This window comes from Cupriavidus sp. GW822-FHT02D05, assembly GCF_058802485.1.
In genome coordinates, this window is sequence record NZ_JBXAOE010000007.1 from 1 (window position 1) to 25,436 (window position 25,436).

At 64.4% G+C, this 25,436-nt stretch carries 21 protein-coding genes and 4 tRNA genes; 16 read left to right on the forward strand and 9 right to left on the reverse strand.

Annotated features, from left to right (window positions below):
• Position 1 precedes the first annotated feature (1 nt).
• The 4 genes from AC1RQK_RS10865 to AC1RQK_RS10880 all read left to right on the forward strand — a co-directional run bounded on the left by AC1RQK_RS10865 (position 2) and on the right by AC1RQK_RS10880 (position 3,863).
• Positions 2 to 77 (forward strand) — tRNA-Gly (locus tag AC1RQK_RS10865).
• Positions 78 to 181: 104 nt separating this feature from the next.
• Positions 182 to 255 (forward strand) — tRNA-Cys (locus AC1RQK_RS10870).
• A 438-nt stretch (positions 256 to 693) separates the two neighbouring features.
• The gene (locus tag AC1RQK_RS10875; RefSeq protein WP_492374584.1) at positions 694 to 2,238 is read left to right on the forward strand and encodes a methyl-accepting chemotaxis protein; all 1,545 of its coding nucleotides are present in this window, start codon (positions 694 to 696) and stop codon (positions 2,236 to 2,238) included.
• A gap of 386 nt (positions 2,239 to 2,624) precedes the next feature.
• Entirely contained in the window at positions 2,625 to 3,863 is a 1,239-nt protein-coding gene (locus AC1RQK_RS10880) for a cation:proton antiporter domain-containing protein (RefSeq protein WP_492809111.1), read from the forward strand.
• 27 nt (positions 3,864 to 3,890) lie between these two features.
• Here the strand turns inward: AC1RQK_RS10880 and AC1RQK_RS10885 are convergent, their stop codons facing one another.
• Positions 3,891 to 4,796 (reverse strand): LysR family transcriptional regulator, encoded by a 906-nt coding sequence (locus AC1RQK_RS10885; protein ID WP_492809113.1) that lies wholly within the window; start codon positions 4,794 to 4,796, stop codon positions 3,891 to 3,893.
• A gap of 124 nt (positions 4,797 to 4,920) precedes the next feature.
• Here AC1RQK_RS10885 and AC1RQK_RS10890 point away from each other — a divergent pair, with 124 nt between their 5' ends.
• Positions 4,921 to 6,024, forward strand: a complete 1,104-nt coding sequence (locus tag AC1RQK_RS10890; RefSeq protein ID WP_492374581.1) for a YeiH family protein — start codon at positions 4,921 to 4,923, stop codon at positions 6,022 to 6,024.
• A gap of 50 nt (positions 6,025 to 6,074) precedes the next feature.
• Here the strand turns inward: AC1RQK_RS10890 and AC1RQK_RS10895 are convergent.
• Positions 6,075 to 6,161 (reverse strand) — tRNA-Leu (locus tag AC1RQK_RS10895).
• A 208-nt stretch (positions 6,162 to 6,369) separates the two neighbouring features.
• On the opposite strand from AC1RQK_RS10895, the gene AC1RQK_RS10900 reads away from it, so the two are divergent.
• The 3 genes from AC1RQK_RS10900 to AC1RQK_RS10910 all read left to right on the forward strand — a co-directional run bounded on the left by AC1RQK_RS10900 (position 6,370) and on the right by AC1RQK_RS10910 (position 7,840).
• Positions 6,370 to 6,696 (forward strand): hypothetical protein, encoded by a 327-nt coding sequence (locus AC1RQK_RS10900; protein ID WP_492376824.1) that lies wholly within the window; start codon positions 6,370 to 6,372, stop codon positions 6,694 to 6,696.
• Positions 6,697 to 6,978: 282 nt separating this feature from the next.
• Complete coding sequence (locus tag AC1RQK_RS10905; protein ID WP_492376823.1) at positions 6,979 to 7,236, forward strand: hypothetical protein; 258 nt, start codon at positions 6,979 to 6,981, stop codon at positions 7,234 to 7,236.
• 196 nt (positions 7,237 to 7,432) lie between these two features.
• Entirely contained in the window at positions 7,433 to 7,840 is a 408-nt protein-coding gene (locus tag AC1RQK_RS10910) for a heme-binding protein (protein WP_006158644.1), read from the forward strand.
• Between the two features lie 248 nt (positions 7,841 to 8,088).
• On the opposite strand, the gene AC1RQK_RS10915 is transcribed toward AC1RQK_RS10910, so the two are convergent.
• The 4 genes from AC1RQK_RS10915 to AC1RQK_RS10930 all read right to left on the reverse strand — a co-directional run bounded on the left by AC1RQK_RS10915 (position 8,089) and on the right by AC1RQK_RS10930 (position 10,505).
• Positions 8,089 to 8,421, reverse strand: coding sequence for a hemin uptake protein HemP (locus tag AC1RQK_RS10915; RefSeq protein ID WP_492809115.1), 333 nt, complete (start codon positions 8,419 to 8,421; stop codon positions 8,089 to 8,091).
• Positions 8,422 to 8,638: 217 nt separating this feature from the next.
• Positions 8,639 to 9,052: an ExbD/TolR family protein gene (locus AC1RQK_RS10920; RefSeq protein WP_492809117.1), complete on the reverse strand. Its 414-nt coding sequence runs from the start codon at positions 9,050 to 9,052 to the stop codon at positions 8,639 to 8,641.
• A 29-nt stretch (positions 9,053 to 9,081) separates the two neighbouring features.
• Positions 9,082 to 9,819: a MotA/TolQ/ExbB proton channel family protein gene (locus AC1RQK_RS10925; RefSeq protein ID WP_150983190.1), complete on the reverse strand. Its 738-nt coding sequence runs from the start codon at positions 9,817 to 9,819 to the stop codon at positions 9,082 to 9,084.
• A gap of 29 nt (positions 9,820 to 9,848) precedes the next feature.
• A complete protein-coding gene (locus AC1RQK_RS10930; RefSeq protein WP_150983191.1) occupies positions 9,849 to 10,505 on the reverse strand; it encodes an energy transducer TonB in 657 nt (218 codons plus the stop codon).
• Positions 10,506 to 10,953: 448 nt separating this feature from the next.
• Here AC1RQK_RS10930 and AC1RQK_RS10935 point away from each other — a divergent pair, with 448 nt between their 5' ends.
• The gene (locus tag AC1RQK_RS10935; protein WP_492376244.1) at positions 10,954 to 13,254 is read left to right on the forward strand and encodes an AAA family ATPase; all 2,301 of its coding nucleotides are present in this window, start codon (positions 10,954 to 10,956) and stop codon (positions 13,252 to 13,254) included.
• A 21-nt stretch (positions 13,255 to 13,275) separates the two neighbouring features.
• On the opposite strand, the gene murI is transcribed toward AC1RQK_RS10935, so the two are convergent.
• Both murI and AC1RQK_RS10945 read right to left on the reverse strand, forming a co-directional pair.
• Entirely contained in the window at positions 13,276 to 14,088 is an 813-nt protein-coding gene (gene murI / locus AC1RQK_RS10940) for a glutamate racemase (protein ID WP_492809120.1), read from the reverse strand.
• A gap of 96 nt (positions 14,089 to 14,184) precedes the next feature.
• Positions 14,185 to 15,708 carry a fumarate hydratase gene (locus tag AC1RQK_RS10945; protein ID WP_492376242.1) on the reverse strand — a complete coding sequence of 508 codons (1,524 nt, stop codon included), beginning with the start codon at positions 15,706 to 15,708 and terminating at the stop codon, positions 14,185 to 14,187.
• A gap of 285 nt (positions 15,709 to 15,993) precedes the next feature.
• Here AC1RQK_RS10945 and AC1RQK_RS10950 point away from each other — a divergent pair, with 285 nt between their 5' ends.
• From AC1RQK_RS10950 to AC1RQK_RS10960, 3 genes are all read left to right on the forward strand, one after another.
• Positions 15,994 to 16,806 carry a hypothetical protein gene (locus AC1RQK_RS10950; RefSeq protein WP_492809122.1) on the forward strand — a complete coding sequence of 271 codons (813 nt, stop codon included), beginning with the start codon at positions 15,994 to 15,996 and terminating at the stop codon, positions 16,804 to 16,806.
• A gap of 82 nt (positions 16,807 to 16,888) precedes the next feature.
• A complete protein-coding gene (locus AC1RQK_RS10955; RefSeq protein ID WP_492376240.1) occupies positions 16,889 to 17,623 on the forward strand; it encodes a response regulator in 735 nt (244 codons plus the stop codon).
• A complete protein-coding gene (locus tag AC1RQK_RS10960; protein WP_492809124.1) occupies positions 17,620 to 18,885 on the forward strand; it encodes a sensor histidine kinase in 1,266 nt (421 codons plus the stop codon). Before AC1RQK_RS10955 ends, AC1RQK_RS10960 begins: the two co-directional genes overlap by 4 nt.
• Positions 18,886 to 18,966: 81 nt before the next feature.
• On the opposite strand, the gene AC1RQK_RS10965 is transcribed toward AC1RQK_RS10960, so the two are convergent.
• The gene (locus tag AC1RQK_RS10965) at positions 18,967 to 19,902 is read right to left on the reverse strand and encodes a DMT family transporter (RefSeq protein WP_492376238.1); all 936 of its coding nucleotides are present in this window, start codon (positions 19,900 to 19,902) and stop codon (positions 18,967 to 18,969) included.
• A 356-nt stretch (positions 19,903 to 20,258) separates the two neighbouring features.
• Here AC1RQK_RS10965 and acs point away from each other — a divergent pair, with 356 nt between their 5' ends.
• The 4 genes from acs (at position 20,259) to AC1RQK_RS10985 (ending at position 25,428) form a co-directional block, all read left to right on the forward strand.
• Complete coding sequence (gene acs / locus AC1RQK_RS10970) at positions 20,259 to 22,241, forward strand: acetate--CoA ligase (RefSeq protein WP_492809127.1); 1,983 nt, start codon at positions 20,259 to 20,261, stop codon at positions 22,239 to 22,241.
• A gap of 101 nt (positions 22,242 to 22,342) precedes the next feature.
• Positions 22,343 to 24,394: a VC_2705 family sodium/solute symporter gene (locus AC1RQK_RS10975; RefSeq protein WP_492376236.1), complete on the forward strand. Its 2,052-nt coding sequence runs from the start codon at positions 22,343 to 22,345 to the stop codon at positions 24,392 to 24,394.
• A 62-nt stretch (positions 24,395 to 24,456) separates the two neighbouring features.
• Positions 24,457 to 24,546 (forward strand) — tRNA-Ser (locus AC1RQK_RS10980).
• A 501-nt stretch (positions 24,547 to 25,047) separates the two neighbouring features.
• On the forward strand, positions 25,048 to 25,428 hold the full coding sequence (locus tag AC1RQK_RS10985) for a DUF5594 family protein (RefSeq protein WP_492809129.1): 381 nt from the start codon (positions 25,048 to 25,050) through the stop codon (positions 25,426 to 25,428).
• Positions 25,429 to 25,436 lie beyond the last annotated feature (8 nt).

Consider the following 25,436-nt stretch of genomic DNA (forward strand, 5'->3'; position numbering starts at 1 on the left):
TGCGGGAGTAGCTCAGTTGGTAGAGCGCAACCTTGCCAAGGTTGAGGTCGCGAGTTCGAGCCTCGTCTCCCGCTCCAATCCCAAAGGGAAGCACCGCTTCCCTTTTTGTTTGTGATGGTAGTGCGCAAGCGCAGCCCGGCAGGGTCTGGCGAATGCGGCTACAATCCAGCAGCCGTCACCCGGCGGGGTGGCAGAGTGGTCATGCAGCGGCCTGCAAAGCCGTGTACGCCGGTTCGATTCCGACCCCCGCCTCCAGTATCTTCAAGCACAGAGCGCTACCCTAACCGGTGGCGCTTTTTGCTTTCTGGCGATCCGATCGCTGGCGCCATCCGCACCGGCAATTCCCTCTTCCTTTCCCCTCCTTCTTCCCCCTCTTTTTTCCCCTCAAATTTCCGCTAGATTGCGCGTCTCGGCTCTTTTTTGTCGTTTATCCTCTCCGATTTTTAGGACAAGTCCTAATATCGTCGCTTATTTTTGTTGTATTTCCCAATTCTGCTTCAGCTATTCCAGCGGCTGCCGTAAAGGCGGATGTGAGGGTCGTCCAAAAGACGGCTCACCGGATTCCGAGATTGTTGCAAGCGCGCTTCCAAAACAGACTGCTTGACCCCGTTCCCGTTGCTCACGGGCGTCATTTCATCGTCCACCTTTCTTGGAGAATCGGTGCCGCCCTCTCGCGCGCGCCGACATTGCGTCATGAACATCACCCAACGCCTCTTAGCTACCTTGTCGCTGGCCTTGCTGGCCCTGCTTGCCGTCGGAGTCGGCGGCCTCTGGCAGCTTCGCGAGTCGCAGGAGCGTTTTACCTACTTCAATGACAACACGCTCATCAGCGTTCGCACGCTGAGCGACCTGCGGGATACCGTCAGCACCATGCGCGTGTCGCTCTACCGCTATGCCTTGTCGCCGGAGGCGAGCAGCCGCGCCGAAGCCACGAAGGCGTTGGCGGAGGCGGATGCGGTTTTCGACAGCACGGTCGCGACCTACGAGCGCAGCGATATTTCCGACGAGACAGACCGCCAGATGCTGGAGGCGGACCGCGCCGCGGCGAGGCAATATCGCGCGGAGCGGGAGCGCTTCCTGGAGCGCTTCGCCGCCAACGACGATGAAGGTGCGCGTGGCATGCTGATGGGGGGCTCGCTCTTTGTCGCGGCCTCGGCGCTGCGCACCGCCATCAACAAGCACGTGGCGTATAATGCGGGTCTGGGCGAGCAGGTGGTGGTGAGCAACGGCAAGGCATACGGACTGGCCTTGACGGTCTTCTCGGCGATCATTGCCTGCGGCTTTCTGGTTACCGGTACGCTTGGCTATTCGCTCTACCGCCACATCCACAACAGCCTTGCCGAGATTGAGCAGACCCTGCGCTATGTGAGCGAGTCGCTCGACCTCAATCGCCGCGCTTCGGTGCGCCATGAGGATGAGATCGGGCGCACGGCGATTGCTTTCAACCAGTTGATAGAGCGCGTGGCGTCGGCACTGCATGAAGTCCGCTCGTCGACCGACTCGGTCAGTACGGCCGCCCACCAGATTGCGGCGGGCAACGCGGATCTGTCCACGCGTACCGAGCAGCAGGCGGCATCGCTGGAGCAGTCTGCCGCCAGCATGGAAGAGTTGACCACGACCGTGCGCCAGAATGCCGACAATGCGCGCCAGGCCAGCAGCCTGGCGGACAATGCCGCCGAGGTGGCGGAGCAAGGCAGCACGGCCGTGCAGCAGATGGTGGAAACCATGGGTGCAATCAGCACCAGTTCCACCCGCATTGCTGAAATCACCACGCTGATCGAGGGCATCGCCTTCCAGACCAATATCCTCGCGCTCAATGCGGCGGTCGAGGCGGCGCGCGCCGGCGAGCAGGGCCGCGGCTTTGCGGTTGTGGCTGGCGAGGTACGCAGCCTGGCCCAGCGTTCGTCCAGCGCGGCGAAGGAAATCAAGGATTTGATCGACACCTCGGTGGACACGGTTCGCCAGGGCTCGACGCAGGCCGAGGGTGCGGGCAAGACCATGAGCGAGATTCGCCAGGCCGTGCGGCGCGTCTCCGACATCATCGGGGAGATTGCCGCGGCGTCGAGCGAGCAGAGCACCGGGATCGAGCAGATCAACCAGGCCGTCGGGCAGATGGACCAGGTCACGCAGCAGAACGCAGCTTTGGTGGAGCAGGCGGCAGCGGCTGCGCAATCGCTGGAAGAGCAGGCCGACAAGCTGCGCGATACCGTGGCGACGTTCCAGTTGGCCGGGCGGTAGGACTTCAGGGCGGCGGGATGGCAGGTGGGGCGGCGCACTTGCGCGGGGATGGGGGCACATCCTGCCCCGATTCCGCGCTTTGCCATTGTGGTGATCGTGTTACATTCCATGTTGTAGTCTTCACGGGGCGTTCAGGGGATATCCGACCTGAACAGCGTGCCATCGTCGTCCGCTTGGACTCATGCCGCGCTTTTTGCCTCCAGGCTGCCGTAAAACTCCCGTTCCCGTTTTCCCTCAATCAGTGCGGTACCTCTCGGCCTGTGCCCGGCGTTCAACGCCGCAGCGCGGCCCAGAGGTCGCTTTGTGGTCCCCGCCATACGGCCGCTGGGGGCGGGCGGGTTGTCCAGTCACCGCCGCCATGGCCAAGCACGAGGAACCCAGAACGCATGCATCACGCTACCCCGCTCATCAGCACCATCGTCGGCGGTCTCGTCCTGGCGTTTATATTGGGCGCGCTGGCCAACCGGCTAAAGCTCCCGCCGCTGATCGGATACTTGTGCGCGGGCATCGTGGTTGGCCCGTATACGCCGGGCTACACCGCGGACCAGGCGCTGGCGCCGGAACTGGCGGAACTTGGCGTGATTCTGCTGATGTTCGGGGTTGGCTTGCATTTCTCGCTCAAAGACCTGATGGCGGTGAAAACGATCGCCATTCCCGGGGCGGTGGTACAGATCGGCATCGCCACCTTGCTCGGGATGGGCGCGGCCTGGGGCTTTGGCTGGGAATGGGGGCCAGGCCTGGTCTTCGGGCTGGCGCTTTCGGTGGCTAGCACCGTGGTATTGCTCAAAGCTTTGCAGGAGCGCGAGCTGGTGGAGTCGCCGCAGGGCCGGATCGCGGTGGGCTGGCTGATCGTGGAAGACCTGGCCATGGTGCTGACGCTGGTGCTGCTGCCGGCGCTGGCGGGCCTGCTCACGCCGTCCGCAGATGCCACGGCGTCAGGCGTGGCCGCACCGGACTCCGGCGACATCGTGTTCGCCGTGTTCGCTACCCTGGGCAAGGTGGCTGCCTTCGTCGCGGTGATGCTGGTGATCGGCCGTCGCTTTATTCCCTGGATGCTGGAGCGCATCGTCTGGACCGGGAGCCGTGAACTCTTCCGTCTGGCGGTGTTGGCAACGGCGCTCGGCGTGGCCTTTGGCGCGTACTCGCTGTTTGGCGTGTCGTTTGCGCTCGGTGCATTCTTTGCAGGCATGGTGCTGGCGGAGTCGGAATTCAGTCACCGCGCGGCAGAGGAGTCGCTGCCCCTGCGCGATGCGTTTGCAGTGCTGTTCTTTGTTTCGGTCGGCATGCTGTTCAACCCCATGGTGCTGATCAACGACCCCTGGGGCGTGCTGGCCACGCTGTTCATCATCGTGGTGGGCAAATCGCTCGCTGCGCTTTGCATCGTTCGGGTGTTCGGGCATTCCACCCGTACCGGCATGACCATCGCGGTCAGCCTGGCCCAGATCGGCGAGTTCTCCTTTATCCTCGCGGGCCTCGGTGTCTATCTGAAGATCCTGCCTGAGCGGGGCCACGCCCTGATCCTGGCAGGCGCGCTGCTGTCCATCGTGCTGAACCCGCTGCTGTTCCACCTGCTCGATCGCTATACCGCCAAGCATGCAGGCGAAGCGGATCCCCACCCCGCGTGAGCGCGGGCATGCAGCGGCTTGCGCAGCTCACTGGCTGGTCGCCGCGGCATCGCGGCGAAGATACTCCGTAAAGGCCAGCAGGCCCTGCGTAGGGTACTTGTCCTGGTGAACCACGAGGTGCAGCGGCCTCACCACTTCGGGCAGGCCATTGCGCAGCGCCACCAGTGTGCCGCGTTGCAATTCGTCTTCCACCACCTGCAGCGACAGGCAACTCACTCCATAGCCGCTCATCACGGCACGCTTGATCGCTTCGGAGTTGCCCAGCTCCAGCGCAAAGCGCAACTCGCCCAGCAGTGGTGCCAGCCGCTGTTCGATGATCTCGCGCGTGCCCGAGCCGGGTTCGCGCACGACCCAGTCGGCGTCGCGCAAGGCAGCCAGATTGCCAGGGTAGCTTGCGAGCGGGTGTGACGGGCTGACCACTACCACCATCACATCGTCCCGCCAGTGGGCGCTGCGCAGGTCGCGCTCGTGGCATGTGCCCTCGATCAGCCCGATGTCCGCCTCGAAATGCAGCAACGCCTGCAGGACCTCGCGCGTGTTGCCAATGCGCATGTCGAGCGCGCAGGGCCCGCTCTGTGCATGTCGAAAACCCGCGAGCAGACCCGGCAGGATATAGCTGCCGATGGTGTTGCTGGCGGCAATGCGCAGTTGCACCCCGGGTTGCACGGTGAAGCGCTCGAGTTCCTGTGCCTGGTCCAGCAGCGACAGTGCGCGCGGGAAAAACAGCCGGCCGGTCTCATTGATGCTCAGGCGGCGCGCGACCCGGTCAAAGAGGGCGCCGCCCAGCGTGGCCTCCAGATCCGCCAGCGCGGCGCTGACCGCGGATTGCGACATGGCCAGCGCATCGGCCGCAGCCACGGTGCTGCCGTGCTGGGCCACCGCGACGAACACGGAGAGTTGGCGCAGGGTCAGGCGTAGCGGGCGATGGGTCATATCTGTAAAGCAGGTAATGTATAGCGATATTACCTGTTTTACAGATTTCTGCCTGCTAAGTACGCTTCGGACATATTCAATATGCGCCCCGAAGCCCTCCGGCGTTACGGGCAGGACCCCCGCCATGTCTTCCATTCAATCGTCCGCAGTTGCCAATCTCGGCACCGAACCGCCTTCGTGGCCGACCCGGGTCTTGACGCTGGTGCCGCTGGGTTTCATCGCCTGGCTGGCCATGGTGTTCTCGGCCAACCCGGCGGTCTCTCACCTCGGCATGAGCGCGCTGACGCTGGCCATGTTCGCCGGCATGGTGGCGGGCAATACGCTGCCGCAACGCTGGCTCACCCCGCTTGCGCCGGGCATGCAGCTGGCACGCCAGCAACTGCTGCGCCTCGGCGTGGCGTTGTATGGCCTGCGCCTCACCTTCGGCGCTATCGCCGACCTGGGCTTGGCAGGCGTGCTGGTGCCGCTGGCCATGCTGGTCTCGACCATGTTGCTGGGGATCTGGATCGGTTCTTCGCTGCTGGGACTAAGCCGCCGTGAAGCCATCCTCGTTAGCGCGGGCAGCGCCGTATGTGGCGCCGCGGCGGCCATCGCGGTGGCTTCGGTGGTGCGCACCGACGACCGCCAGACGGCCGTGGCCGTGGCCACGGTGGTGCTGTTCGGCACGGCTGGCATGCTGCTGTATCCCTATCTGTTTGAGCTGGCCACCCAGCACTGGCACCTTGCCATCAGCGAGCGCACGTTTGGCATCTACACTGGCGCCACGCTGCACGAGGTGGCACAGGTTATCGCCTCGGGCAAGATGGTCAGCGATGCCACCGCGGATGCCGCCGTGGTGACCAAGATGGTGCGCGTGTTGGCGCTGGGTCCGCTGTTGCTGGTGCTGGCGTTGTGGCCGAAGGCCGGCATCGGGCTGGAGGAAGACGGCAAAGGCGAGAAGGCGGCAGGCGGGCGTCCGTGGGGTGCCATCCTGAAGGCGATCCCGTGGTTTGCGGTGGGTTTCGTGGCGGTGATGGCCGTGCATTCGGCGGGCCTTGTGCCCCAGGGCTGGAAGCCTGCCCTGCTGGCCTTCGATAACTGGCTGCTTGCCTGCGCGATGCTGGCAATTGGCTTGCACACCCGCATCGGCACCTTGCTGCGCGCCGGGCGCAAGCCCCTGGTGCTGGCCGGCCTGCTGTTTGTGTTCCTGGTGTGCGGTGGCGCGCTGTTGTGCGCGGCGGTGGCCTGAGCGCGCAAAGCCGGGACAGGGGGAGGGCGGAAGCTGGGGAGGGTGGATGCTGGTGCGGCCGACGGGGGTCGAACCCGTAAGCCCGTAAAGGCGGCAGATTTTAAGTCTGCTGAGTCTACCAATTTCTCCACGGCCGCACGGCAAGCCCGATATTGTGGTCGGTTGGGCGCGGTGATGCAAGCTTCGCGCGGGATTTGTACCGTGGGCAGCCAGGCGGGTGGCAGCAACGTGTTTATGCGTCGGTTGTTACGCTTGGTAACAATGTAACGTTCTCGGTTTCACCTGCAAATTTCCAGGAACCTACAATACCTCTTATCGAATAACGCATTGCAAGAGGCAAGGATCATGAAACGTTGGTGGCTCGCAGGACTCGCTTTGCTTGGGGCGCTGGCATCCGGTGCGGCAATGGCCCATGTGAGCGTTGGCGTGGCGATTGGGGTGCCTGGCGTTGTGGTCGGCGGCCCGGCGTACTATCCGCCGCCAGCCTACATTGCCGCGCCGCCCGTGGTCATGGCGCCTGCCCCTGTCTACTATGGTCCGCCGCCGGTCATCGTGCGGCCGGCGCCGGTCTACTACGGTCCGGGGCCGGCCTATTACGGCCCGCGTTACTACGGCCGCGGCTACTATGGGCGGGGCTACTATGGCCCGGGACATGGACGCCACTGGCGATAAGCATGAACGACCTGCCTCGTGCAGGCTGGTAAAAGGGGCCCTGCGGGGCCCTTTCGTTTTTCACGCACAGCCCTGGGAGGCAAACTGTAGGCGGCAATCCGGACAAGGTTCCATTGTTATTGGTGGGGTCAAAAAATTTGAAGAGACAGGTCAAACCGGCTCTCATATCCTTATTAGGGTTTCCACCTATACTGCTGCTGTGACGCCGTGATGACAAGATTCCGCAATGCTTCATCATCCAGCGCCCCTCCAGCACGACCTAATTCCCAAGAGGATCCGCCCATGAAGATCAAAAACAGCCTGGTGGCGATCGCAGCCCTGACCGCCCTCTCCGCACTCTCCGCCTCCGCCTTCGCAGCCGGTATTGCCAAGGCAGACCCTTACACCGATGGCGCCAAGATCGGCAAGGTTGATCCCTACACCGATGGTGCCAAGCTTGGCAAGGTTGACCCGTACACCGACGGCGCACGCAAGGTGGATCCCTACACCGACGGCGCCAAGGTTGGCGATCGCCGCGACCAGTTCAGCGACGGAGCCTGAGTTTGCCGGACACAAGCCTGTGGCCCTGAGGGCTTCGGCCGTCCGCATCCAGCAACGCCGTGAATCATCGAAAGGCCCGCCTCGAGCGGGTCTTTTGCTTTTTGCGGGCAGGTGCCAGGACGGTGGCGGCATGGTCATGCCAAGGGCCGTGGCGCTATACTTCCGGCTCACTGAAATGATCTTCGAGGAGAGTGGTATGCAGCAAAAAACCGTGCTGACGGCAGATGATGTGAAGAAGGTACTGGCCGCAGCCGAGCTGGAAGCCAAGAATCACCAATGGGCGGTTTCGATTGCCATCGTGGACGACGGTGGTCACCTGCTGGCATTGCAACGCCTGGACGGCGCCGCACCGATCTCGAGCTACATCGCGACCGAAAAGGCACGCACGTCGTCGCTGGGCCGTCGCGAGTCCAAGGTTTACGAAGACATGATCAACAACGGCCGTCACTCTTTCATGACCGCGCCGGTGTTGCAAGGCATGCTGGAAGGTGGTGTGCCTATCGTGGTCAATGACCAGGTAGTGGGTGCAGTTGGCGTGTCGGGCGTGAAATCGACCGAAGACGCACAGATCGCGCGCGCGGGCATTGCCGCCCTGGGCGTCTGATACTCGCCTGCAAACAGAGGCGGCCGTGGTGCCGGCAGTGAGCGTGGCTCACTGCCCACGCACCTCCTGCCGACTGCGGAGCAAATCGCTTGTGCTTCCGGATGCTGAAGCCTGTCGACGGGCTTTGGCATCGGGCTGCCGGTTCCGGTAGCCCTTCTTGCATCGAAATCCCGTACAGCGTTACATGGTTGCCACAATGGTTTCCCACGGCATGGCTTGTGCTGGCGCGTGCGCGCGCCTGGGCACGGTCACTTCGTCAGGATCAGCTTGCCATAGCGCGTGATGCGCAGCGTGTAGACCTCGCCGTTATGCAGGATCGGCAGCAGGTTGGCGCCACGCATCAACAAATCCAGGGGCACTGCATCCCCTGCGGGCGCAGCTGGGAGGCTGTCGCGCACCAGCGCTTCGAGCCGTGCGGGCAGGGCAGCTACAGCAGATTTCATCGATTCGATCGCCGCGCTGGCGGGGCTTTCGCGCCGCGCCTGCGCAGCCTTGTTGGAATTGACTTCGACCCGGCGCAGGGAAAGGCGGCGACGGGTGACTTCATGCGGTTGCGACAGCGGCAGGGTCAGGGTGCTCATGGGCGGGCTCCGGTCCGGTGGTCTGTGGCGGCTGCGCGAGACTGCGAGCGGTCACGACCGGGTTCAAGTTGGCTCAATCTTAAATGAGAATTGTTATCATTACAATAGAGATTTTTAATCGTGCAGGACGGGTCAGCGCAAGCAAAAAGGGCACTCCTTTGAGCGCCCTTTTTGTCGATGCTACGTTGCCGGCCCAAAGAGCACGGCACGAACAACACTAGTGCTTGGGTTCCGTGATGAACCCGATCTTGCCCAACCCGCCGTGCTGAGCGGCTGCCATGACTTCCGCCACACGCTCATAGCGCACGTCGCGATCGGCCCGCAGATGCAGCTCAGGCTGCGGCTGCTGCTGCGCGGCCTGGGCTATGTTGGCTTCGAGCGTGGGCTCGTCCACCTCAGCCTGGTTCCAGAAGACCTTGCCGCTGGCGTCGATCGACAGGTTGATGTTCTGTGGCTTGGGATCGTTGGGCGTGTTGGTTGCACGCGGAAGGTCGATCTTGACCGTGTGGTTGATCACGGGAATGGTGATGATGAAGATGATCAGCAGCACCAGCATGACGTCGACCAGCGGCGTCATGTTGATTTCGCTCATTACTTCGTTATCGTCCGAGTCGAGGGTGCCGAATGCCATGATGACTTCCTTGTTGCCTTGCTGCGGCCTTACTGATTCTTGACTGCGAGGCGCACACCGTTGTCATCGGTGGCACGCGCGCTGGCGCTGGTCGGGCGCACACGGGCGCCGGTGACGAAGTAGGCGTGCAGGTCGTGGGCGAACCGGTTGAGTTTCGAGATCACGCCCTTGTTGCCGCGGGTCAGCGCGTTGTAGCCCAGCACCGCGGGGATCGCAACGGCCAGGCCGAAGGCGGTCATGATCAGTGCCTCGCCCACCGGGCCTGCCACCTTGTCGATGGTCGGCACGCCGGAGGCGCCGATGTTGATCAGCGCGTGATAGATGCCCCACACGGTGCCGAACAGGCCAACGAACGGCGCTGTGGAACCGACGGACGCCAGCACGGCCAGGCCCGATTGCATGCGTGCAACGGCCTCGTCGATGGCGCTCTTGAGCGAGCGGGTGATCCAGTCCGAGATGTCCATCACGTCGTGCAGCTGCGGTTGGCTGGCGCGATGGTGCTGCGCGGCTTCCTTGCCGGTCATGGCTAGCGTGCGAAACGGGTTGGCTTCGCTGCTGCCGAGGGTTTCGAGAGCGTGGTCGAAATCGTCGGAGTGCCAGAACTGCTTTTCAGCGCCATGCGCCATCTTCTTCAGCCGGAAGAGATCCCACGCCTTCGTGAGAATCACGATCCACGAAGCCAGCGACATGATGAGCAGAATGATGGCGGTGGCACGCATGACGAAATCGCCTTGCGTCCAGAGGTGAGAAAGTCCGAGGTCCTGCATGTTGGTTCCTGGTGAGGTCGGTATTGAAATCAGTTGAGTTCGAACCCGATCGGCTGCTGGGCGGTAACCGCCACGGCACGACCGTTGTCCAGATAGGGCTTGCAGCGCATGCGTCGCACCGCCTCCTCGGCGGCCTGGTCCAGCCTCGAGGATCCGCTCGAGGTCACGACTGCGGTCTTGACCACCTTGCCGGTATCGTCTGTAGTCAGACGCACCACGGCCTTGCCGGTTTCACCCATGCGGCGCGATTGCGACGGATAGGTGGGTTGCGGCGGGCTGCACTGGATCTCGCCAATGCCGACCGCGCGTGGCGCTGCCGACACCGGAGCGGCCGGCTCGGGGGCGGGGGCGGGCGGTGCCGGCGGGGCAGGTGGCGCGGGCGGTGCTTCCACGGCATTGGGCGTGGGTGGCAGCGATGCCACCGGCGTCGGCGTGGGGCGCGGTTGCGGCGGTGCAGGCTTGGGTGTAGTGACCTTCACCTGCTTGGGCGGGGTTTCCGGTTTGGGCTTTGGCGTCTCGACGGCGGGCTTTTGGGGTGGCTCGAGCGGGATGATGCGGGCGACGACTTCTGGCGAGATCACGGCCTCCGTGATCTTGCGTCCCAGCCCGCTCTGGATCAGGTAAAGCAGGCCGACGTGGAACAGCAGGACGGCAAGCGTGATCTTGAAAAAACGTTGATCGAACATGAGAAAACAGCAGATGTCGGCGAATTGGCGCGGCGCCGGCTTTATTAGCGATAGGGCCTATTTGCGATAGAACAGGATCAGCGAGATGCCACAACCGACCAGCAAGCTAAGCAGCAATTCCATGATAAACGCTCCTTCAACAGTGATGCCGGTGGGAGCGCCGCTCTTGAGGCAGCGTGTCAGGTCGTCAGTATAAACGATAATGATTCTTATTTGGTGGCATTTTGTGCAATGCGTTGAATCGCTGCCGCGCAGCCGTCTTTATACGCCGATTTGGCGATACCTTCCCGCGGCTGCGACAAAATGCGCGCTCTCGCACGGCACAGGGTTGCTGGCAATGCCCGATTTGCCACAAAGCGCGCTAGCATAGGAAAAAGACGAGCCATTCGATCCATTCGAGCATTTCGCCGCGCTGGCCGCGGCGCCCCCCGTGCGAGAGGACCAGGCCATGGATTTCACCCGTTTCGCCGAAGACGACCGCTCGACCCTCCTGCGTGCTGCGACCGGCTCGCCATGCACCTCCGCGCTCGACTGGATGTGCGCCCAGTTCGCCCTGCGGGTCGTGTGCTCGCTGGGGCCCAGATTCAACCTGCGCAGCAATATCAACGACATCCTGACGGTCAGCGCACAGGAGATGGTGTGGCCGTACGGCGTGGTGTTGCGCGTCCAGCGCTTCCTTGCCGCGCGCTGCGCCGATATGCCGGCCTGGAAAGGTGCAGCGCGCCTCACGCCTGAAGAATTCCTGGAGCGGCACGGGCAATGGAACAGCGCGTTCGACGAGAGCGCGCTGTTCTACTACCTGGATGAGTACGTCAAGCATCACGCCAAGGATATGTTCGCCGTGTTCGATGCGTCGGCGGCGGCGCTGGCAGCGCGGCTGGATGGCGAGCGCGTGCTGCTGGTGCGTAACATCGACATGCTCAGCCATGTGCTGGATTTGCCCGAGCATGAGCGCAAGCTGTTGCTGTATGCGGCGCTCGCAAAATACAAGCGCGACCTGCGCGCGGTGATGGTGGACTGCAAGGTGGCGCACAGCCAGGAAGCCTTCCAGATCCTCGCCGGCTTGACCGGCGCAAGTCCGGCCGCGGTGGCGGTGTCGCTGCGGCCCGGATCGCGTCTGGAGACGCTCAACCTGATCGAGCAGCCCCTGCCCGAGAACAGCGTGACCGATCTGGGCGACCTGATGCGCCTGTCGGACCGGCTGCTGCATGTCCTGCTTGGCAACTACGCGAACGAAGCCGAGATGATGGCGGTGTTCACGCGCCCGGCGGCAGCACCCACGCTTGGCACCGGCGACTATCCGCACGTCGAGACCGATGCGCGCTACCTGTCGGCGCTGCTGGCCAACGCCACGCAGCAGCATGCCTGCGGCGTCAACGTGTTGATCTACGGCCCACCCGGCACCGGCAAGACCGAGTTCGCGCGGCTGCTGGCGCGCGAGGCTGGCTGCGAGTTGTACGAAGTGGACTGCCTGGACCGCGACGGCAACAGCTTGTCAGGCAAGGATCGCTATCGCTCGCTGCAGGTGTCGCAGGCGTTCCTGCGTGGCCGCCCGCGCACGGCTCTGCTGTTCGACGAAGTCGAGGATGTGTTCCCGGGCAGCGCGCGCGAGCTCACCAGCCTGTTTGGCCAGGAGGACCCGCGCGGCTCGGTGAACGGCAAGGCCTGGGTCAACCAGACATTGGAGCAGAACCCGGTCCCGGTGATCTGGATCTCCAACTCGATTCGCCAGATCGACCCGGCCTATCTGCGCCGTTTCCAGTTCCACCTGGAGCTGAAGATCCCGCCCCCGCTGGTGCGCGAGAACATCATTCGCAAGCACCTGGGCACGCTGGACGTGAGCGACGCCTTTATCGCGTCGCTGGCCGCGCGCAAGACCTTGACACCGGCGCAGGTGCAATCGGCCGCGCGCTTCGTGCAACTGGCGGGCTCGGGCGTGGCCGAGCCGGTGGAGGCGCTGATCTTGCGGCAGCTTGACCATGCCGACCGCGCCATGGGCTTGCGCCCGGAAGTGGAAGGGCGCCCGGTGGTGACGCACTACCGCCTGGATTACCTGAACCTGGAGACGCGCTACGAGGTCGGCAAGATCGTGCAGGCGCTCAAGGCACGGCAGCGCGGCACCTTGTGTTTCTATGGTCCTCCGGGCACCGGCAAGACCGCGCTGGCCGAGCACATCGCGGCCGCGCTCGAGCAACCGCTGATGATCCGGCGCGCCTCCGACCTGATGAGCAAGTACGTGGGGGAAACCGAGCAGCAGATCGCGGCGATGTTCGCGCGCGCGGAGGAAGACGGTGCCATCCTGCTGCTCGACGAAGCCGACAGCTTCATGCAAAGCCGGCAGAACGCCGTGCGCAATTACGAGGTGTCCGAGGTCAACGAGATGCTTCAGGGCATGGAGCGCTTCAACGGCATCTTCGTTTGCACCACCAACCTGTTCGAGCGGATCGACGAGGCGGCGCTGCGCCGCTTCTCGTTCAAGATCCGTTTCCTGCCGCTCAAGCCCGAGCAACGCACGGCGATGTTTGTCGAGGAAGCGCTGGATGCCGATCCGCAGCGCATGGACGCAACCATGCGCGAGGAGCTGGCGAAGATGGATTGCCTGACGCCGGGCGACTTCGCCACGGTCAAGCGTCAGTGCGTGCTGCTCGGCGAGACGCTGACGCCAGACGAGTTCCTGGCACAGTTGCGCCAGGAACATGCGGTCAAGCCGGATGTGCGGCAGCGTCGCCCGCTGGGGTTCCTGCAATGACCTGAAGCGGGAGCCGGTGCCTCAGTCGAATGCGGGCGCCGGCTCGATTACCAGGGTTTCCGCGGGCGCGTCCACATGCAGCAGCGCCGCGGCCATGGCGCGCAGGTGGGCGGCATCCTTGGTCGACGTGTAGCGGTCGTTGGGCACCGCGTCGGCGTTTGCAGCCATGTCGTGCTCGGCCAGCTTGCGCCGAAGTTGCCGCGCGATCGCGTCACCGGTATCGACCAGCGTCAAACGGTCGCCCACCAGTTCACGCACGGTGTCCGACAGGAAGGGGTAATGGGTGCAGCCAAGTACCAGCGTATCGGCGCCGGCCTCGAGCATGGGCGACAGGTAGGTGGTGAGTTTCTCGCGCACGGCCGGGCCATCCACATCGCCTTGCTCGATCAGCGGCACCAGCCCGACGCCAGCCTCGCAGAGGAAGCGGCTCTCGCCTTCCAGGGAGGCAAGCAGCCGGCCGAACTTTGCGCTCTTCAATGTGTTACCCGTGGCCAGCACGCCAACGACTTTGCTGCGGCTGGCGGCGGCGGCGGGTTTCAGGCCGGGCTCGACGCCGATGATCGGCAGCGCCAGCTTTTCGCGCAGCGTTTGCACCGCATGCATGGTCGCCGTGTTGCAGGCGATCACCAGGGCCTTGCAGCCCTGCGCCACCAGCCATTCGCAAACCTGCAGCGTGCGCGCCTCGACAAAATGCTCGGGCTTCTCGCCATAGGGCGCGTACTTCGAGTCGGCTACGTAGATCAGCGATTCCTGCGGGAGCAGGGCACGGATTTCGCGCAACACGGACAGGCCGCCGAGGCCGGAATCAAAGATGCCGATGGGTGCGTTGTTCACGGGAGGGTTCGAGGCAATCAAGAGGTTAGGTAGCAAAAAGCCGGGTCGGAAGACCCGGCTTTTGCAGACAGCTGCGCTGTCACGGCGTGGCTCGCGTTACAGCGCAGCGACCGGGATCTTGCCGATCTTGGCTTGCCATTCGGCGGGGCCGGTCTTGTGCACCGAGGTGCCTTCGCTGTCCACGGCCACCGTCACGGGCATGTCCTTGACGTCGAACTCGTAGATGGCTTCCATGCCCAGGTCTTCGAAGCCGACCACCTTGGCGTGCCGGATAGCCTTGGCCACCAGGTAGGCCGCGCCGCCGACTGCCATCAGGTAGGCAGACTTGTGCTTCTTGATGGCCTCGATCGCCACCGGGCCGCGCTCGGCCTTGCCGATCATCGAGATCAGGCCGGTTTCGGCCAGCATCATCTCGGTGAACTTGTCCATGCGGGTAGCGGTGGTGGGACCTGCCGGGCCGACGGCCTCGTCGCGCACCGGATCGACCGGGCCCACGTAGTAGATCACGCGGTTGGTGAAGTCCACTGGCAGCTTCTCGCCCTTGGCCAGCATGTCGGCGATGCGCTTGTGCGCGGCGTCGCGGCCGGTCAGCATCTTGCCGTTGAGCAGCAGGGTCTGGCCCGGCTTCCACGAGGCGACTTCTGCCGGCGTCAGCGTGTTCAGGTCGACGCGCTTGGAAGTCTCGGTGTTCGGTGCCCACTCGACCTTCGGCCAGGCCGACAGGTCAGGCGCTTCGAGCTTGGCCGGGCCGCTGCCGTCCAGCGTGAAGTGCACATGGCGGGTGGCCGCGCAGTTCGGGATCATCGCGACCGGCTTGGAGGCAGCGTGGGTGGGGTAGCCCATGATCTTGACGTCCAGCACGGTGGCCAGGCCGCCCAGGCCTTGCGCGCCGATGCCAAGCGCATTGACCTTCTCGTACAGCTCGACGCGCATTTCCTCGATCCAGTCCTGCGGGCCGCGAGCGATCACGTCCTGGATGTCGATCGGGTCCATCAGCGATTCCTTGGCCATGACCATGGCCTTCTCGGCGGTGCCGCCGATGCCGATGCCCAGCATGCCCGGCGGGCACCAGCCCGCGCCCATGGTCGGCACGGTCTTGAGCACCCAGTCGACGATGGAGTCGGACGGGTTGAGCATGACGAACTTCGACTTGTTCTCCGAGCCGCCGCCCTTGGCCGCCACCTGGATGTCCACGGTATTGCCCGGCACCACTTCGTAGTGGATCACGGCAGGGGTGTTGTCCTTGGTGTTCTTGCGGCCGCCTTCGGGCGGGCTCACGATGGACGCGCGCAGCACGTTGTCCGGGTTGGTGTAGCCGCGGCGCACGCCTTCGTTGATCATGTCCGACAGGCCCATGGTGGCGCCATCCCAGCGCACATCCATGCCGACCTTGACGAAGATCGTCACGATGCCGGTGTCCTGGCAGATCGGGCGCTTGCCTTCAGCGCACATGCGGCTGTTGGTCAGGATCTGCGCGATCGCATCCTTGGCCGCGGGACTCTGCTCCAGCTCATAGGCACGGCCCAGGCTGGCGATGTAGTCCATCGGGTGGTAATAGCTGATGTATTGCAGGGAGTCGGCGACGCTCTGGATGAGGTCTTCTTGTTTGATGACAGTCATTTTTGTGGGGAGGACAGTCGAGGGGAAATTCAGCCCGAAATCATACACCTAGCGAGGGGGAGGTGCCTGACTGCATGCGGTTGTCGACAGGGCCGCAGGTGCGCTTCGCTGCTCACGGCCGGCCGATGCGCGCTTCCTGCCGCGAAGTTCTTCGCCTGCCTGCGACGCTTGCCTTACAGGGCCTTACGGGCGGGTGAAAAGGCCCCGATTCCGTTTTCTCCTTGGCGCATGTTCACGGTGGGCCGGCGGTTATCTTGGCATCTCCTCAATAACGGAGATGTGACCATGACCTTGAGCGCAATTGGCAGCAACACGTCGCTGTCCAGCCTCTTTCAGACGCAGTACACCGGCAAAAGCTGCGGTAGCCAGGATGCGTCCAGTGGCAGCGACACCAGCAACTCGGCCAGCAATCCGGCCGATGCGCTGATGCAGGCACTTCAGCAAACGCTGGCGCAGTTGGGCATCACGACCTCGTCGTCCAGCACTGACAGTTCGACGACCGCGGCGTCCGCCTCGTCTGCCACTTCCGCCACCTCTGCCAGCACCGCTTCGGGCGCCGCCGCCAGCAGCAGCACCACCGCGTCCAGCGCAACGGACAGCGCCGATGCGTCCGGCAACGCGGTGCAGGCGTTCGTCGGCGCGCTGTTCCAGGCACTTGCCGCCCAGGCTGCCGGCACCACCGCGAGCCAGGGCACGAGCGCTGCTACCACCGCTACCACCGCCGCCAGCACGACCGACAGCACCGTAGCCAGCGCGACCGGCACCGATGCTGCGCAGACGACCCAATCGCCGGCTACCGCAACCGGCCATCACCACCATCATCACCACTACCAGAGCGTCAGCGCGGACCTGTCCAGCCTGGCGCAAGAAGCTGGCGCCAGCAGCACTTCATCGAGTGGTGCCAGTTCGGATAGCGCCAGCAACCCGGCCTCAGCAACGCTCGCGACCCTCGAGACGGATTTTTCCGCGCTTCAGCAATCCGGTAGCTCGGGATCGACGGTATCCTTGCAGTCGTTCCTGCAGACGCTCTCGGCCAACCTGAGCAGCGGCAACGGTACGATGAGCACCGTTGGCAACTTCGTTACCACGCAGGCATAAAGAACCACCCGCAAGGGGGTGCTGCTGTTCCCAGCACGCCCTGCGCATGCTGCCCCGGCAGCGTGCGCGCGCCATCACATTCATGACTCCTCACGTGCTTCTCGTCGACGACGACCCCGTCGCCTGTGACCTGCTGTCACGCATCCTGCTATCCAGCGGCATGACGGTGTCAGTGCTGCATGACGGCTACGATTTGTCGCGTCGCCTCACGCAAGAGAGGCCATCGGTGGTGCTGCTCGATATCATGATGCCGCGCAAGGATGGGCTGAGCGCGTTGCAGGAAGTGCGCGCTGCCGGTGACGATGTGCCCATGATTTTCCTGTCGGCGCGTGGCGAGGCCGCCGACCGTGCCGCGGGCCTGGAGCTTGGCGCCGACGATTACCTGCCCAAGCCATTTTGCTCGCGCGAATTGCTGGCGCGGATCCACGCGGTGCTGCGCCGCCGCCCGCAGGCCCCGGGGAGCGCGCCGGAGCAGCGTCACTCTTACAGTTTTGGCCCGTTCGACGTCGATTTTTCCGCCCGCATCTTGACCCGCGACGGCGAGCGCCTGCCTTTGCGCGATACCGAATTCGCCATGCTCAAGGTCTTCACCGGCCACCCGATGAAGGTGCTTTCGCGCGCCCGGCTGCACGACCGTCTCTATGGCTCCGACATGCATTTCCGCGACCGCAGCCTGGATGTGCCGGTCTGGCGTTTGCGCCGCGTGATCGAGGAGGATCCATCCGTGCCTCGTTACATCCAGACCGTGCGGGGCCGCGGCTACGTCTTCGTCCCCGGGCTCGACGCGTTCTGCGCCGACGAAGCGCCGGACGCATGAAGAATCCGTTCAATACGCTGTTTGGGCGCATGGCGGTGCTATCCGTCTCCGTGCTCGTCATTGTCCATCTGGGCTGGACTGCGCTGATGTTTCACCTGCGCCCGCATGGTCAGGCGGACGGCATGGCACGGGGCATAGTGCTGGCGCTGGGCACGCTCGACGGGAGGCCGGGTGCCGGCGCGCAGCGCAAGCCAGGCGCCGCCATCCGGCTTGCCGCCCTTGGCACCGAGCCCGCCGCCGGCCCGTTGCCAGAACATGGACCCTTGCGCCATCTGCTGCGTGACCTTCGGCAAGGGCTTCCAGCAGGGTCGGAGCTGCGTGTGGACCAGGCATGGCCGCCGCACCTGTGGGCGCGCCTTCCCGGGCAGTCCCGCTGGGCGGTCATGGCGCTGGACATGCGGCCGCCGCCATTGCCGCCGTTCGTCTTTGAAACCACGGGCATGCTGGTCGCGGCGATCCTGCTGTCCCTGTTCGTGGCATGGCAGATGCAGCGCCCGATCGCCCGCGTGGCCGGTGCCGCGCGCGAGCTTGGCAATGGCGGGAGCGCGGCGCTGATTCCGGTGACGGGCCCGTCCGAGTTGCGCTATCTGGCCGAGTCCTTCAACGACATGATGCGCAGGCAGGCGGAGAGCCGCGAGAACCAGGCGGTCATGCTCGCCGGCGTGGCGCACGACCTGAAGTCGCCGCTGACCCGGCTGCGCCTGCGTGCCGACGTGCTCGCGGACACCGCTGAGCGCGGTGGCTTTGTGCAGGACATCGACTCGATCACGCATATCGTCAACCAGTTCCTGGAGTACGCGAACGAGAGTCCCGATCCCGGTGCGGCCATCGAAGTCGATGCCTTTCTGCGCCAGCAGTTTTCCGGCGCGTTGTTTCAGTTGCGCGTGGACGCCGGGCCGCGGTTCTTGTTGCCACGCACGCTGGTGGACCGGATGGTCACCAACCTGGTGGACAACGCGCTGGAGTACGGCATGCCGCCGATCCAGATCGAGACCCGGCTGGACGGCGAGCACTGGCATATCGTGATACGCGACCATGGCGAGGGCATGCCGGATGCGCAGGTCGAGGTGGCGATGCGTCCATTCGTGCGGCTAGACACCTCGCGTGGCGGCGACGGCCATTGTGGCCTTGGGCTGGCGATCGTCAGCCGCCTGGTGGAACGCATGGGGGGCAAATGCCTCGCTCGCAATGCGCCCGGGGGCGGTTTCCAGGTCTGCCTCGTGCTGCCCGCGCCGCAACCGCCAGAGCATCTGGTGGCATGAAGCGCTGGCTGCCGGCGAAAAAATCCGCGGCCTTGGCTGCGGTTCCGTGATGCCGGCGTTGGGCCGAAGCCCCTCAATGGGCTAGCCCTTGCCTGTCCTGCTGGCGCGCCAGGCGCGGCGGGCCAGCGGTCCGGGCCAGCTCGCCAGTGCGATGCCGGCCAGCACACAGGCGAGCGCCACGCCGTGCGGCCAGCCCGGCGTCTCCCCGAGGAAGACGATGCCGTAGGTGGCGGCCGCGATCGGCAGCACCGCAGTGAACACGCCCGCCATCTGTGCCGGCACATGCCGCACGCCTTTCATCCACAGCCAGAACGAGAAGATGCTGGCCGACAGCGCATACCAGAGCACCATCCACCATATGCTCGCCGGAACCGATGCCATGTCGAAATGCAGCAGCGGCATCAGGCCCAGTGGCAGCATCAGCAGCCCGCCGATCAAGTGCGTGTAGGCGCAGATCTCGATGGCCGCCAGGGTTTGCGCCAGGCGCCGCGAGAGGATCACGTAGATCGATTCGCAGACCACCGCGCCCATGATCATCAGGTTGCCGAGCAGCGCATGCTCGCTGCCGACGTCGGCAGCGCTGCCGCCGCCGTGGTCTGTGCCCCGCGCCACGTTCAGCACCGCAATGCCCGCCACCGCTAGCAAGACCGAGAACACGGTGCGCCGCGATAGCCGCTCGCGCAGGATCAGCCATGAGAGCAGGGCCACGGTCGCCGGGATGGTGCTGGTGATCACGCCTGCGGCCATGGCGCTGGTCAGCCGCACGCCGCCCAGCATCAGCAGCGTGAACAGGAACGTGCCGAAAAAGGCTTGCAGGAAGAGGTTGAGCCATTCGCCGCGCGAGACGGCGCGCATGCGCGCGGGGCGGTACCAGGGCGCCAGGCACACGATGGCGATGGCGAAGCGCAGCAGCGCGAACAGCAGGATGGGTACGTAAGCGACGATGGCCTTGCCCAGCCCGACATTGCTGCCGACGAGGGCCATTGAGGCAATCAGGAAGAGGGCGTGGATGGGCACGGGGTTCTGGGTGGCGGCGCTGTTCGATCGGGATCTGGCCGGCTTCTGGCCTGGTTCTGGCACGGTACGGGCCGGCGGCTCGCAGTGGCGCGTTGCGCTGAGCATGTCTGCCAGCGAAGGTCCGCAATGCCGCAGCGCCGCGTTCGGGATAGGGCTCGCGGCATTATAGCTGTGCTAGCCTAATGGAGAAGGCTGCACATCCTTACCCGTGTCCGGCCGTTATCCATGGTGCGCCGCAGCAGCCGGCGCGCGGGTGGCGGCATGCGAGCGGGTTGGGTTTGGCAGCGTCAGGTTTAAGTAAGCCGTCGAGCGTAAGTTCGCAGCCAGGCAGCCACGCTATATCAGGAGACAAACAAATGTCCGCCATCGAGTCCGTGATGCAGGAGCATCGCATTTTCAATCCCCCGGCGTCGTTCGCCAAGCAAGCCGCGATCCCCAGCATGGAGGCTTACCAGGCTTTGTGCGACGAGGCTGAGCGCGACTACGAGGGTTTCTGGGCGCGCCACGCCCGCGAGCAACTGCACTGGACCAAGCCCTTCACCAAGGTGCTGGACGAGAGCAATGCGCCGTTTTACAAGTGGTTCGAGGACGGCGAGCTCAATGCTTCCTTTAACTGCCTGGATCGCAACCTGGACAACGGCAATGCCGAGAAGGTGGCCATTGTCTTCGAGGCTGACGACGGCACCGTTACCAAGGTCACCTATCGCCAGTTGCATGCCAAAGTGTGCCAGTTTGCCAACGGCCTCAAGGCGCTGGGCATCAGGAAGGGCGACCGCGTCGTCATCTACATGCCCATGTCCGTCGAGGGCGTCGTAGCCATGCAAGCCTGCGCGCGCCTTGGCGCCACGCACTCGGTGGTGTTCGGCGGCTTCTCCGCCAAGTCGCTGCAAGAGCGGCTGGTCGACGTGGGCGCGGTGGCGCTGATCACCGCCGACGAGCAGATGCGCGGCGGCAAGGCGCTGCCACTCAAGGCCATCGCCGATGAAGCGCTGGCGCTGGGTGGCTGCGAAGCCGTGAAGAGCGTGATCGTGTACCGCCGCACGGGCGGCAAGGTCAACTGGGCCGAAGGCCGCGACCGCTGGATGGACGATGTCGCCGCCGGCCAGCCGCAGACCTGCGAGGCCGAGCCCGTCAGCGCCGAGCATCCGCTGTTCGTGCTCTACACCTCGGGCTCAACCGGCAAGCCCAAGGGCGTGCAGCACAGCACCGGCGGCTACCTGCTGTGGGCGCTGATGACGATGAAATGGAGCTTCGACATCAAGCCCGACGACATGTTCTGGTGTACCGCCGATATCGGCTGGGTCACCGGGCACACCTACATTGCCTACGGCCCGCTGGCCGCCGGCGCCACGCAGGTGGTGTTCGAAGGGGTGCCCACTTATCCCAACGCCGGCCGCTTCTGGGACATGATCGCGCGCCACAAGGTCAGCATCTTCTACACCGCGCCGACCGCGATCCGCTCGCTGATCAAGGCGGCCGAGGCCGACGAGAAGATCCATCCCAAGCAATACGACCTGTCCAGCCTGCGCCTGCTGGGCACGGTGGGCGAGCCCATCAACCCCGAAGCGTGGATGTGGTACTACCAGAATATCGGCGGCGAGCGCTGCCCGGTGGTCGACACCTTCTGGCAGACCGAGACCGGCGGCCACATGATCACGCCGCTGCCGGGCGCCACGCCGCTGGTGCCGGGCTCGTGCACCTTGCCGCTGCCGGGCATCATCGCGGCCATCGTTGACGAGACAGGGCAGGACGTACCGAACGGCAGCGGCGGCATCCTGGTGGTCAAGCGGCCGTGGCCTTCGATGATCCGCACCATCTGGGGCGACCCGGAGCGCTTCAAGAAGAGCTACTTCCCGGAAGAACTCGGCGGCAAGCTGTACCTTGCCGGTGACGGCTCGATCCGCGACAAGGAGACCGGCTACTTCACCATCATGGGCCGTATCGACGACGTGCTCAACGTCTCGGGCCACCGCATGGGCACGATGGAAATCGAGTCCGCGCTGGTCTCCAACCCGATGGTGGCGGAAGCCGCCGTGGTGGGCCGCCCGGACGACATGACCGGCGAGGCCATCTGCGCCTTCGTGGTGCTCAAGCGCTCCCGCCCGAACGAGGAAGAAGCCAAACAGATCGCCGCGGAGCTGCGCAACTGGGTGGGCAAGGAGATCGGCCCGATCGCCAAGCCCCGCGACATCCGCTTTGGCGACAACCTGCCCAAGACGCGTTCCGGCAAGATCATGCGGCGCCTGTTGCGCTCGCTGGCCAAGAACGAAGAGATCACCCAGGACACGTCCACCCTGGAAAACCCCGCCATCCTGGAGCAGTTGAAGCAGGCACAATAACGCGATAACGAGACAACGCGGTCATCCGCCCCTGCCGGCACGCCTTGCGCGTGCCGGCAGGTTGCTTGCTTGCCCAACCCGGCTGCCCAACCACTGCTCCCATGCCTGATGAACAGTCGCGCTTTCGCCGACGGCTGCTGCTGTACTACGGCTTGTTCACGATAGGCCTGTTTGTCTTTATCGGCATGATGGGCCTGCTGGAGCATTCCAGCGGCGATGCCCTCTGGCTCGGTTACGTCTTCCTGTTCGTCACCATCGCCATCTATGCGTGCATCGGGCTGATCTGCCGCACCTCCGACCTCAATGAATACTATGTAGCTGGCCGGCGCGTACCCGCGTTGTTTAACGGCATGGCGATCGCAGCCGACTGGATGAGCGCGGCGTCCTTCATCGGCTTGGCCGGCATCCTGTTTGCGTCGGGCTACGAAGGCCTGGCCTACGTGATGGGCTGGACCGGCGGCTATTGCCTCGTTGCGTTCCTGCTCGCGCCCTACCTGCGCAAGTACGGCGGCTACACCATCCCCGACTTCCTCGCCGCGCGCTATGGCAATGGCAAGCCCGGCGGCAACATGCCAGTGCGCGCGATCGCCGTGTTGGCGGCTTCGCTATGTTCCTTCGTCTATCTGGTGGCACAGATCCAGGGGGTAGGGCTGATTGTCACGCGCTTTATCGGCGTGGAGTTCGCCGTCGGCGTATTCTTCGGCCTGGCCGGCATCCTGGTGTGTTCCTTCCTTGGCGGCATGCGCGCGGTGACGTGGACCCAGGTTGCGCAATACATCATGCTGATCGCGGCCTTCCTGGTCACGGTCTCGATGATCGCGTGGAAGCACCATCACCAGGCGCTGCCGCAACTGAGCTACGGCACGCTGCTGCAGCAGCTCGACACGCGCGAGCGCAGCATCGAGCGCGACCCGGCCGAGCAAGCCGTGCGCGAGTACTACCGCCAGCAGGCCGTCCAGATGCAGGACCGCATCTCGCGGCTGCCGCAATCGTTCGATGAGGAGCGCAATGCGCTGTCCGCGCGCTTGCAGGAGCTGCGCTTGCGTAACGCACCGCTGCGCGAGATCAAGACGGTGGAGCGCGAGCGGGTCGAGTTTCCGCGTGACGTTGCCGCGGCCCAGCAGCAATGGAACCAGCAGCGCGAAGAAGCCCTGGCGCGCAGCCAGCCTTCCACGCCGTCGACCGAGCCCTATCCGTCGCCCTCGGAGGCGGAGCGCAAGACCAAACGGCTGAACTTCGTGTTGCTGGTGTTCTGCCTGATGCTGGGCACCGCCAGCCTGCCACACATCCTGACGCGGCTCTACACCACACCCTCGGTGAAGGAGTCGCGCAACTCGGTGGCGTGGGCGGTGTTCTTCATCGCGCTGCTCTACGTCTCCGCGCCCGCACTCGCGGCGCTGGTCAAGTACGAGTTCTTCCAGCACCTGGTTGGCACGCCATACGCGGAACTGCCGCAGTGGGTGGTGCAATGGCGCAAGGTCGATCCGCCGGTGTTCGGCATTCGCGATGTGAACGGCGACGGCATCGTGCAGTGGGCGGAGATCCTCATCCAGCCCGACATGATCGTGCTGGCCGCACCGGAAATCGCGGGCTTGCCTTACGTGATCTCGGGGCTGGTTGCCGCGGGCGCGCTGGCGGCCGCGCTATCCACCGCCGACGGCCTGCTGCTCACCATTGCCAACGCGCTGTCGCACGACGTTTTCTATCACATGGTCGACCGCACCGCGAGTCACCAGCGGCGTGTCACCACGGCCAAGATCGTGCTGCTGGGCGTGGCCCTGTTTGCCTCTTACGTCACCTCGCTGCGGCCCGGCAATATTCTCTTTCTCGTTGGCGCGGCCTTCTCCCTGGCCGCGTCCAGTTTCTTCCCGGTGCTGGTGCTGGCGATCTTCTGGCGCCGCACCACGGCTGCGGGCGCGGTGGCAGGCATGGTGGCCGGACTCGGGGTGGCGGTCTATTATATCTTCGTCAACTATCCGTTCTTTACCCGCATGACCGGCATTTTCGGCAATCGCTGGTTCGGCGTGGACCCGATCGCTTCCGGCGCATTCGGTGTGCCCGCCGGCTTTGCCGTGGCCATCCTGGTCAGCCTGCTGACGCCGCGCAACGCCCCGGTGATTGACCGTCTCGTGACGTACTTGCGACGCGGCTAGTGTCTTCGATCACGAAACACTAGATTTGCGAAACAACACTCTGATATACTCGCGGACTTGCTGGAGAGATGGATGAGTGGTTTAAGTCGCACGCCTGGAAAGCGTGTATAGGTTAATACCTATCCGGGGTTCGAATCCCCGTCTCTCCGCCAGAACAACGGAAAAAGCCCTTGGTATTCAAGGGCTTTTTCTATTTTCGGGGCAGCTTCAGGGGCAGCGCGCGCGTCTTGCGCGCCGGCATGCGCGAACTCCCCATGCATAAAAAAAGCACCTGTAGCAGGTGCTTTTTTATTTCCCGCGGTTGAAGGGGGAGGGGACCGAACCGGGTCGGCAAACTCATTGGGATCCGGTTCGGACTTGCAAGCCTAATCGGCTTGCTCGATCTCACTGCCATGCTGGCCAGAGGATCATCTGCCACTTACCTTCGCTTTGCTACTGCGTGTCTCAGTCGGCAGGACTTCAGTATAGGTCAGCAGGAATCGGGGTCAACCTGAGTTTAATGGCGGGTTGCTGGTGGCTCTCATGGACGGCTTTTGCCGGCGGTTCATCGTGCTTGTGAGTTCTGCTGCAGGTGGTGAACCGCGCGTGTTCCCGATGCCGTCGCGGCAAACGCGCCGTGCTACGATCGATAAAAAATCGGGATGAGACACACAGTGAGCCAAGACATTGCAGCGCGTTTCAATACGGAGTTCGCCCCGCGGATTGCGCAGACGATCGCGGATTTGTTCAAGCGCCGCATTCACGTCGAGGTGGTGCCGGACGAGAGGCCTGGCCGCGCTGCGCGCGTCCGCCTTTCCGGCGAGCCGTTCGATGAGCCGCGGCGGTTCGCGCAGCCATTGAACGTCTACCTGTCGTGGGACGGCCTCGAGGTGGAAGCGCTGTTCGCCGCCGGTGGCGCGGAAAAATTCGAACACTATCTCGCGGCCCTGCCGGGCAAGATGCGCGCGTGGCAAACACCCCGGCAGATCGATTTCGGGACGCGCTCGCAGGCAGACCCTACCGTGCTGCTTGGCGGGCTGGATTTCGAGCATTGAGGCTGAGC

Excerpts from the sequence above, each read along its gene's own strand:
- AC1RQK_RS10875 (WP_492374584.1), top strand. The coding sequence starts at position 694 with ATGAACATCACCCAACGCCTCTTAGCTACCTTGTCGCTGGCCTTGCTG.
- AC1RQK_RS10880 (WP_492809111.1), top strand. The coding sequence starts at position 2,625 with ATGCATCACGCTACCCCGCTCATCAGCACCATCGTCGGCGGTCTCGTC.
- AC1RQK_RS10885 (WP_492809113.1), bottom strand. The coding sequence starts at position 4,796 with ATGACCCATCGCCCGCTACGCCTGACCCTGCGCCAACTCTCCGTGTTC.
- AC1RQK_RS10890 (WP_492374581.1), top strand. The coding sequence starts at position 4,921 with ATGTCTTCCATTCAATCGTCCGCAGTTGCCAATCTCGGCACCGAACCG.
- AC1RQK_RS10900 (WP_492376824.1), top strand. The coding sequence starts at position 6,370 with ATGAAACGTTGGTGGCTCGCAGGACTCGCTTTGCTTGGGGCGCTGGCA.
- AC1RQK_RS10905 (WP_492376823.1), top strand. The coding sequence starts at position 6,979 with ATGAAGATCAAAAACAGCCTGGTGGCGATCGCAGCCCTGACCGCCCTC.
- AC1RQK_RS10910 (WP_006158644.1), top strand. The coding sequence starts at position 7,433 with ATGCAGCAAAAAACCGTGCTGACGGCAGATGATGTGAAGAAGGTACTG.
- AC1RQK_RS10915 (WP_492809115.1), bottom strand. The coding sequence starts at position 8,421 with ATGAGCACCCTGACCCTGCCGCTGTCGCAACCGCATGAAGTCACCCGT.
- AC1RQK_RS10920 (WP_492809117.1), bottom strand. The coding sequence starts at position 9,052 with ATGGCATTCGGCACCCTCGACTCGGACGATAACGAAGTAATGAGCGAA.
- AC1RQK_RS10925 (WP_150983190.1), bottom strand. The coding sequence starts at position 9,819 with ATGCAGGACCTCGGACTTTCTCACCTCTGGACGCAAGGCGATTTCGTC.
- AC1RQK_RS10930 (WP_150983191.1), bottom strand. The coding sequence starts at position 10,505 with ATGTTCGATCAACGTTTTTTCAAGATCACGCTTGCCGTCCTGCTGTTC.
- AC1RQK_RS10935 (WP_492376244.1), top strand. The coding sequence starts at position 10,954 with ATGGATTTCACCCGTTTCGCCGAAGACGACCGCTCGACCCTCCTGCGT.
- AC1RQK_RS10945 (WP_492376242.1), bottom strand. The coding sequence starts at position 15,708 with ATGACTGTCATCAAACAAGAAGACCTCATCCAGAGCGTCGCCGACTCC.
- AC1RQK_RS10950 (WP_492809122.1), top strand. The coding sequence starts at position 15,994 with ATGACCTTGAGCGCAATTGGCAGCAACACGTCGCTGTCCAGCCTCTTT.
- AC1RQK_RS10955 (WP_492376240.1), top strand. The coding sequence starts at position 16,889 with ATGACTCCTCACGTGCTTCTCGTCGACGACGACCCCGTCGCCTGTGAC.
- AC1RQK_RS10960 (WP_492809124.1), top strand. The coding sequence starts at position 17,620 with ATGAAGAATCCGTTCAATACGCTGTTTGGGCGCATGGCGGTGCTATCC.
- acs (WP_492809127.1), top strand. The coding sequence starts at position 20,259 with ATGTCCGCCATCGAGTCCGTGATGCAGGAGCATCGCATTTTCAATCCC.
- AC1RQK_RS10975 (WP_492376236.1), top strand. The coding sequence starts at position 22,343 with ATGCCTGATGAACAGTCGCGCTTTCGCCGACGGCTGCTGCTGTACTAC.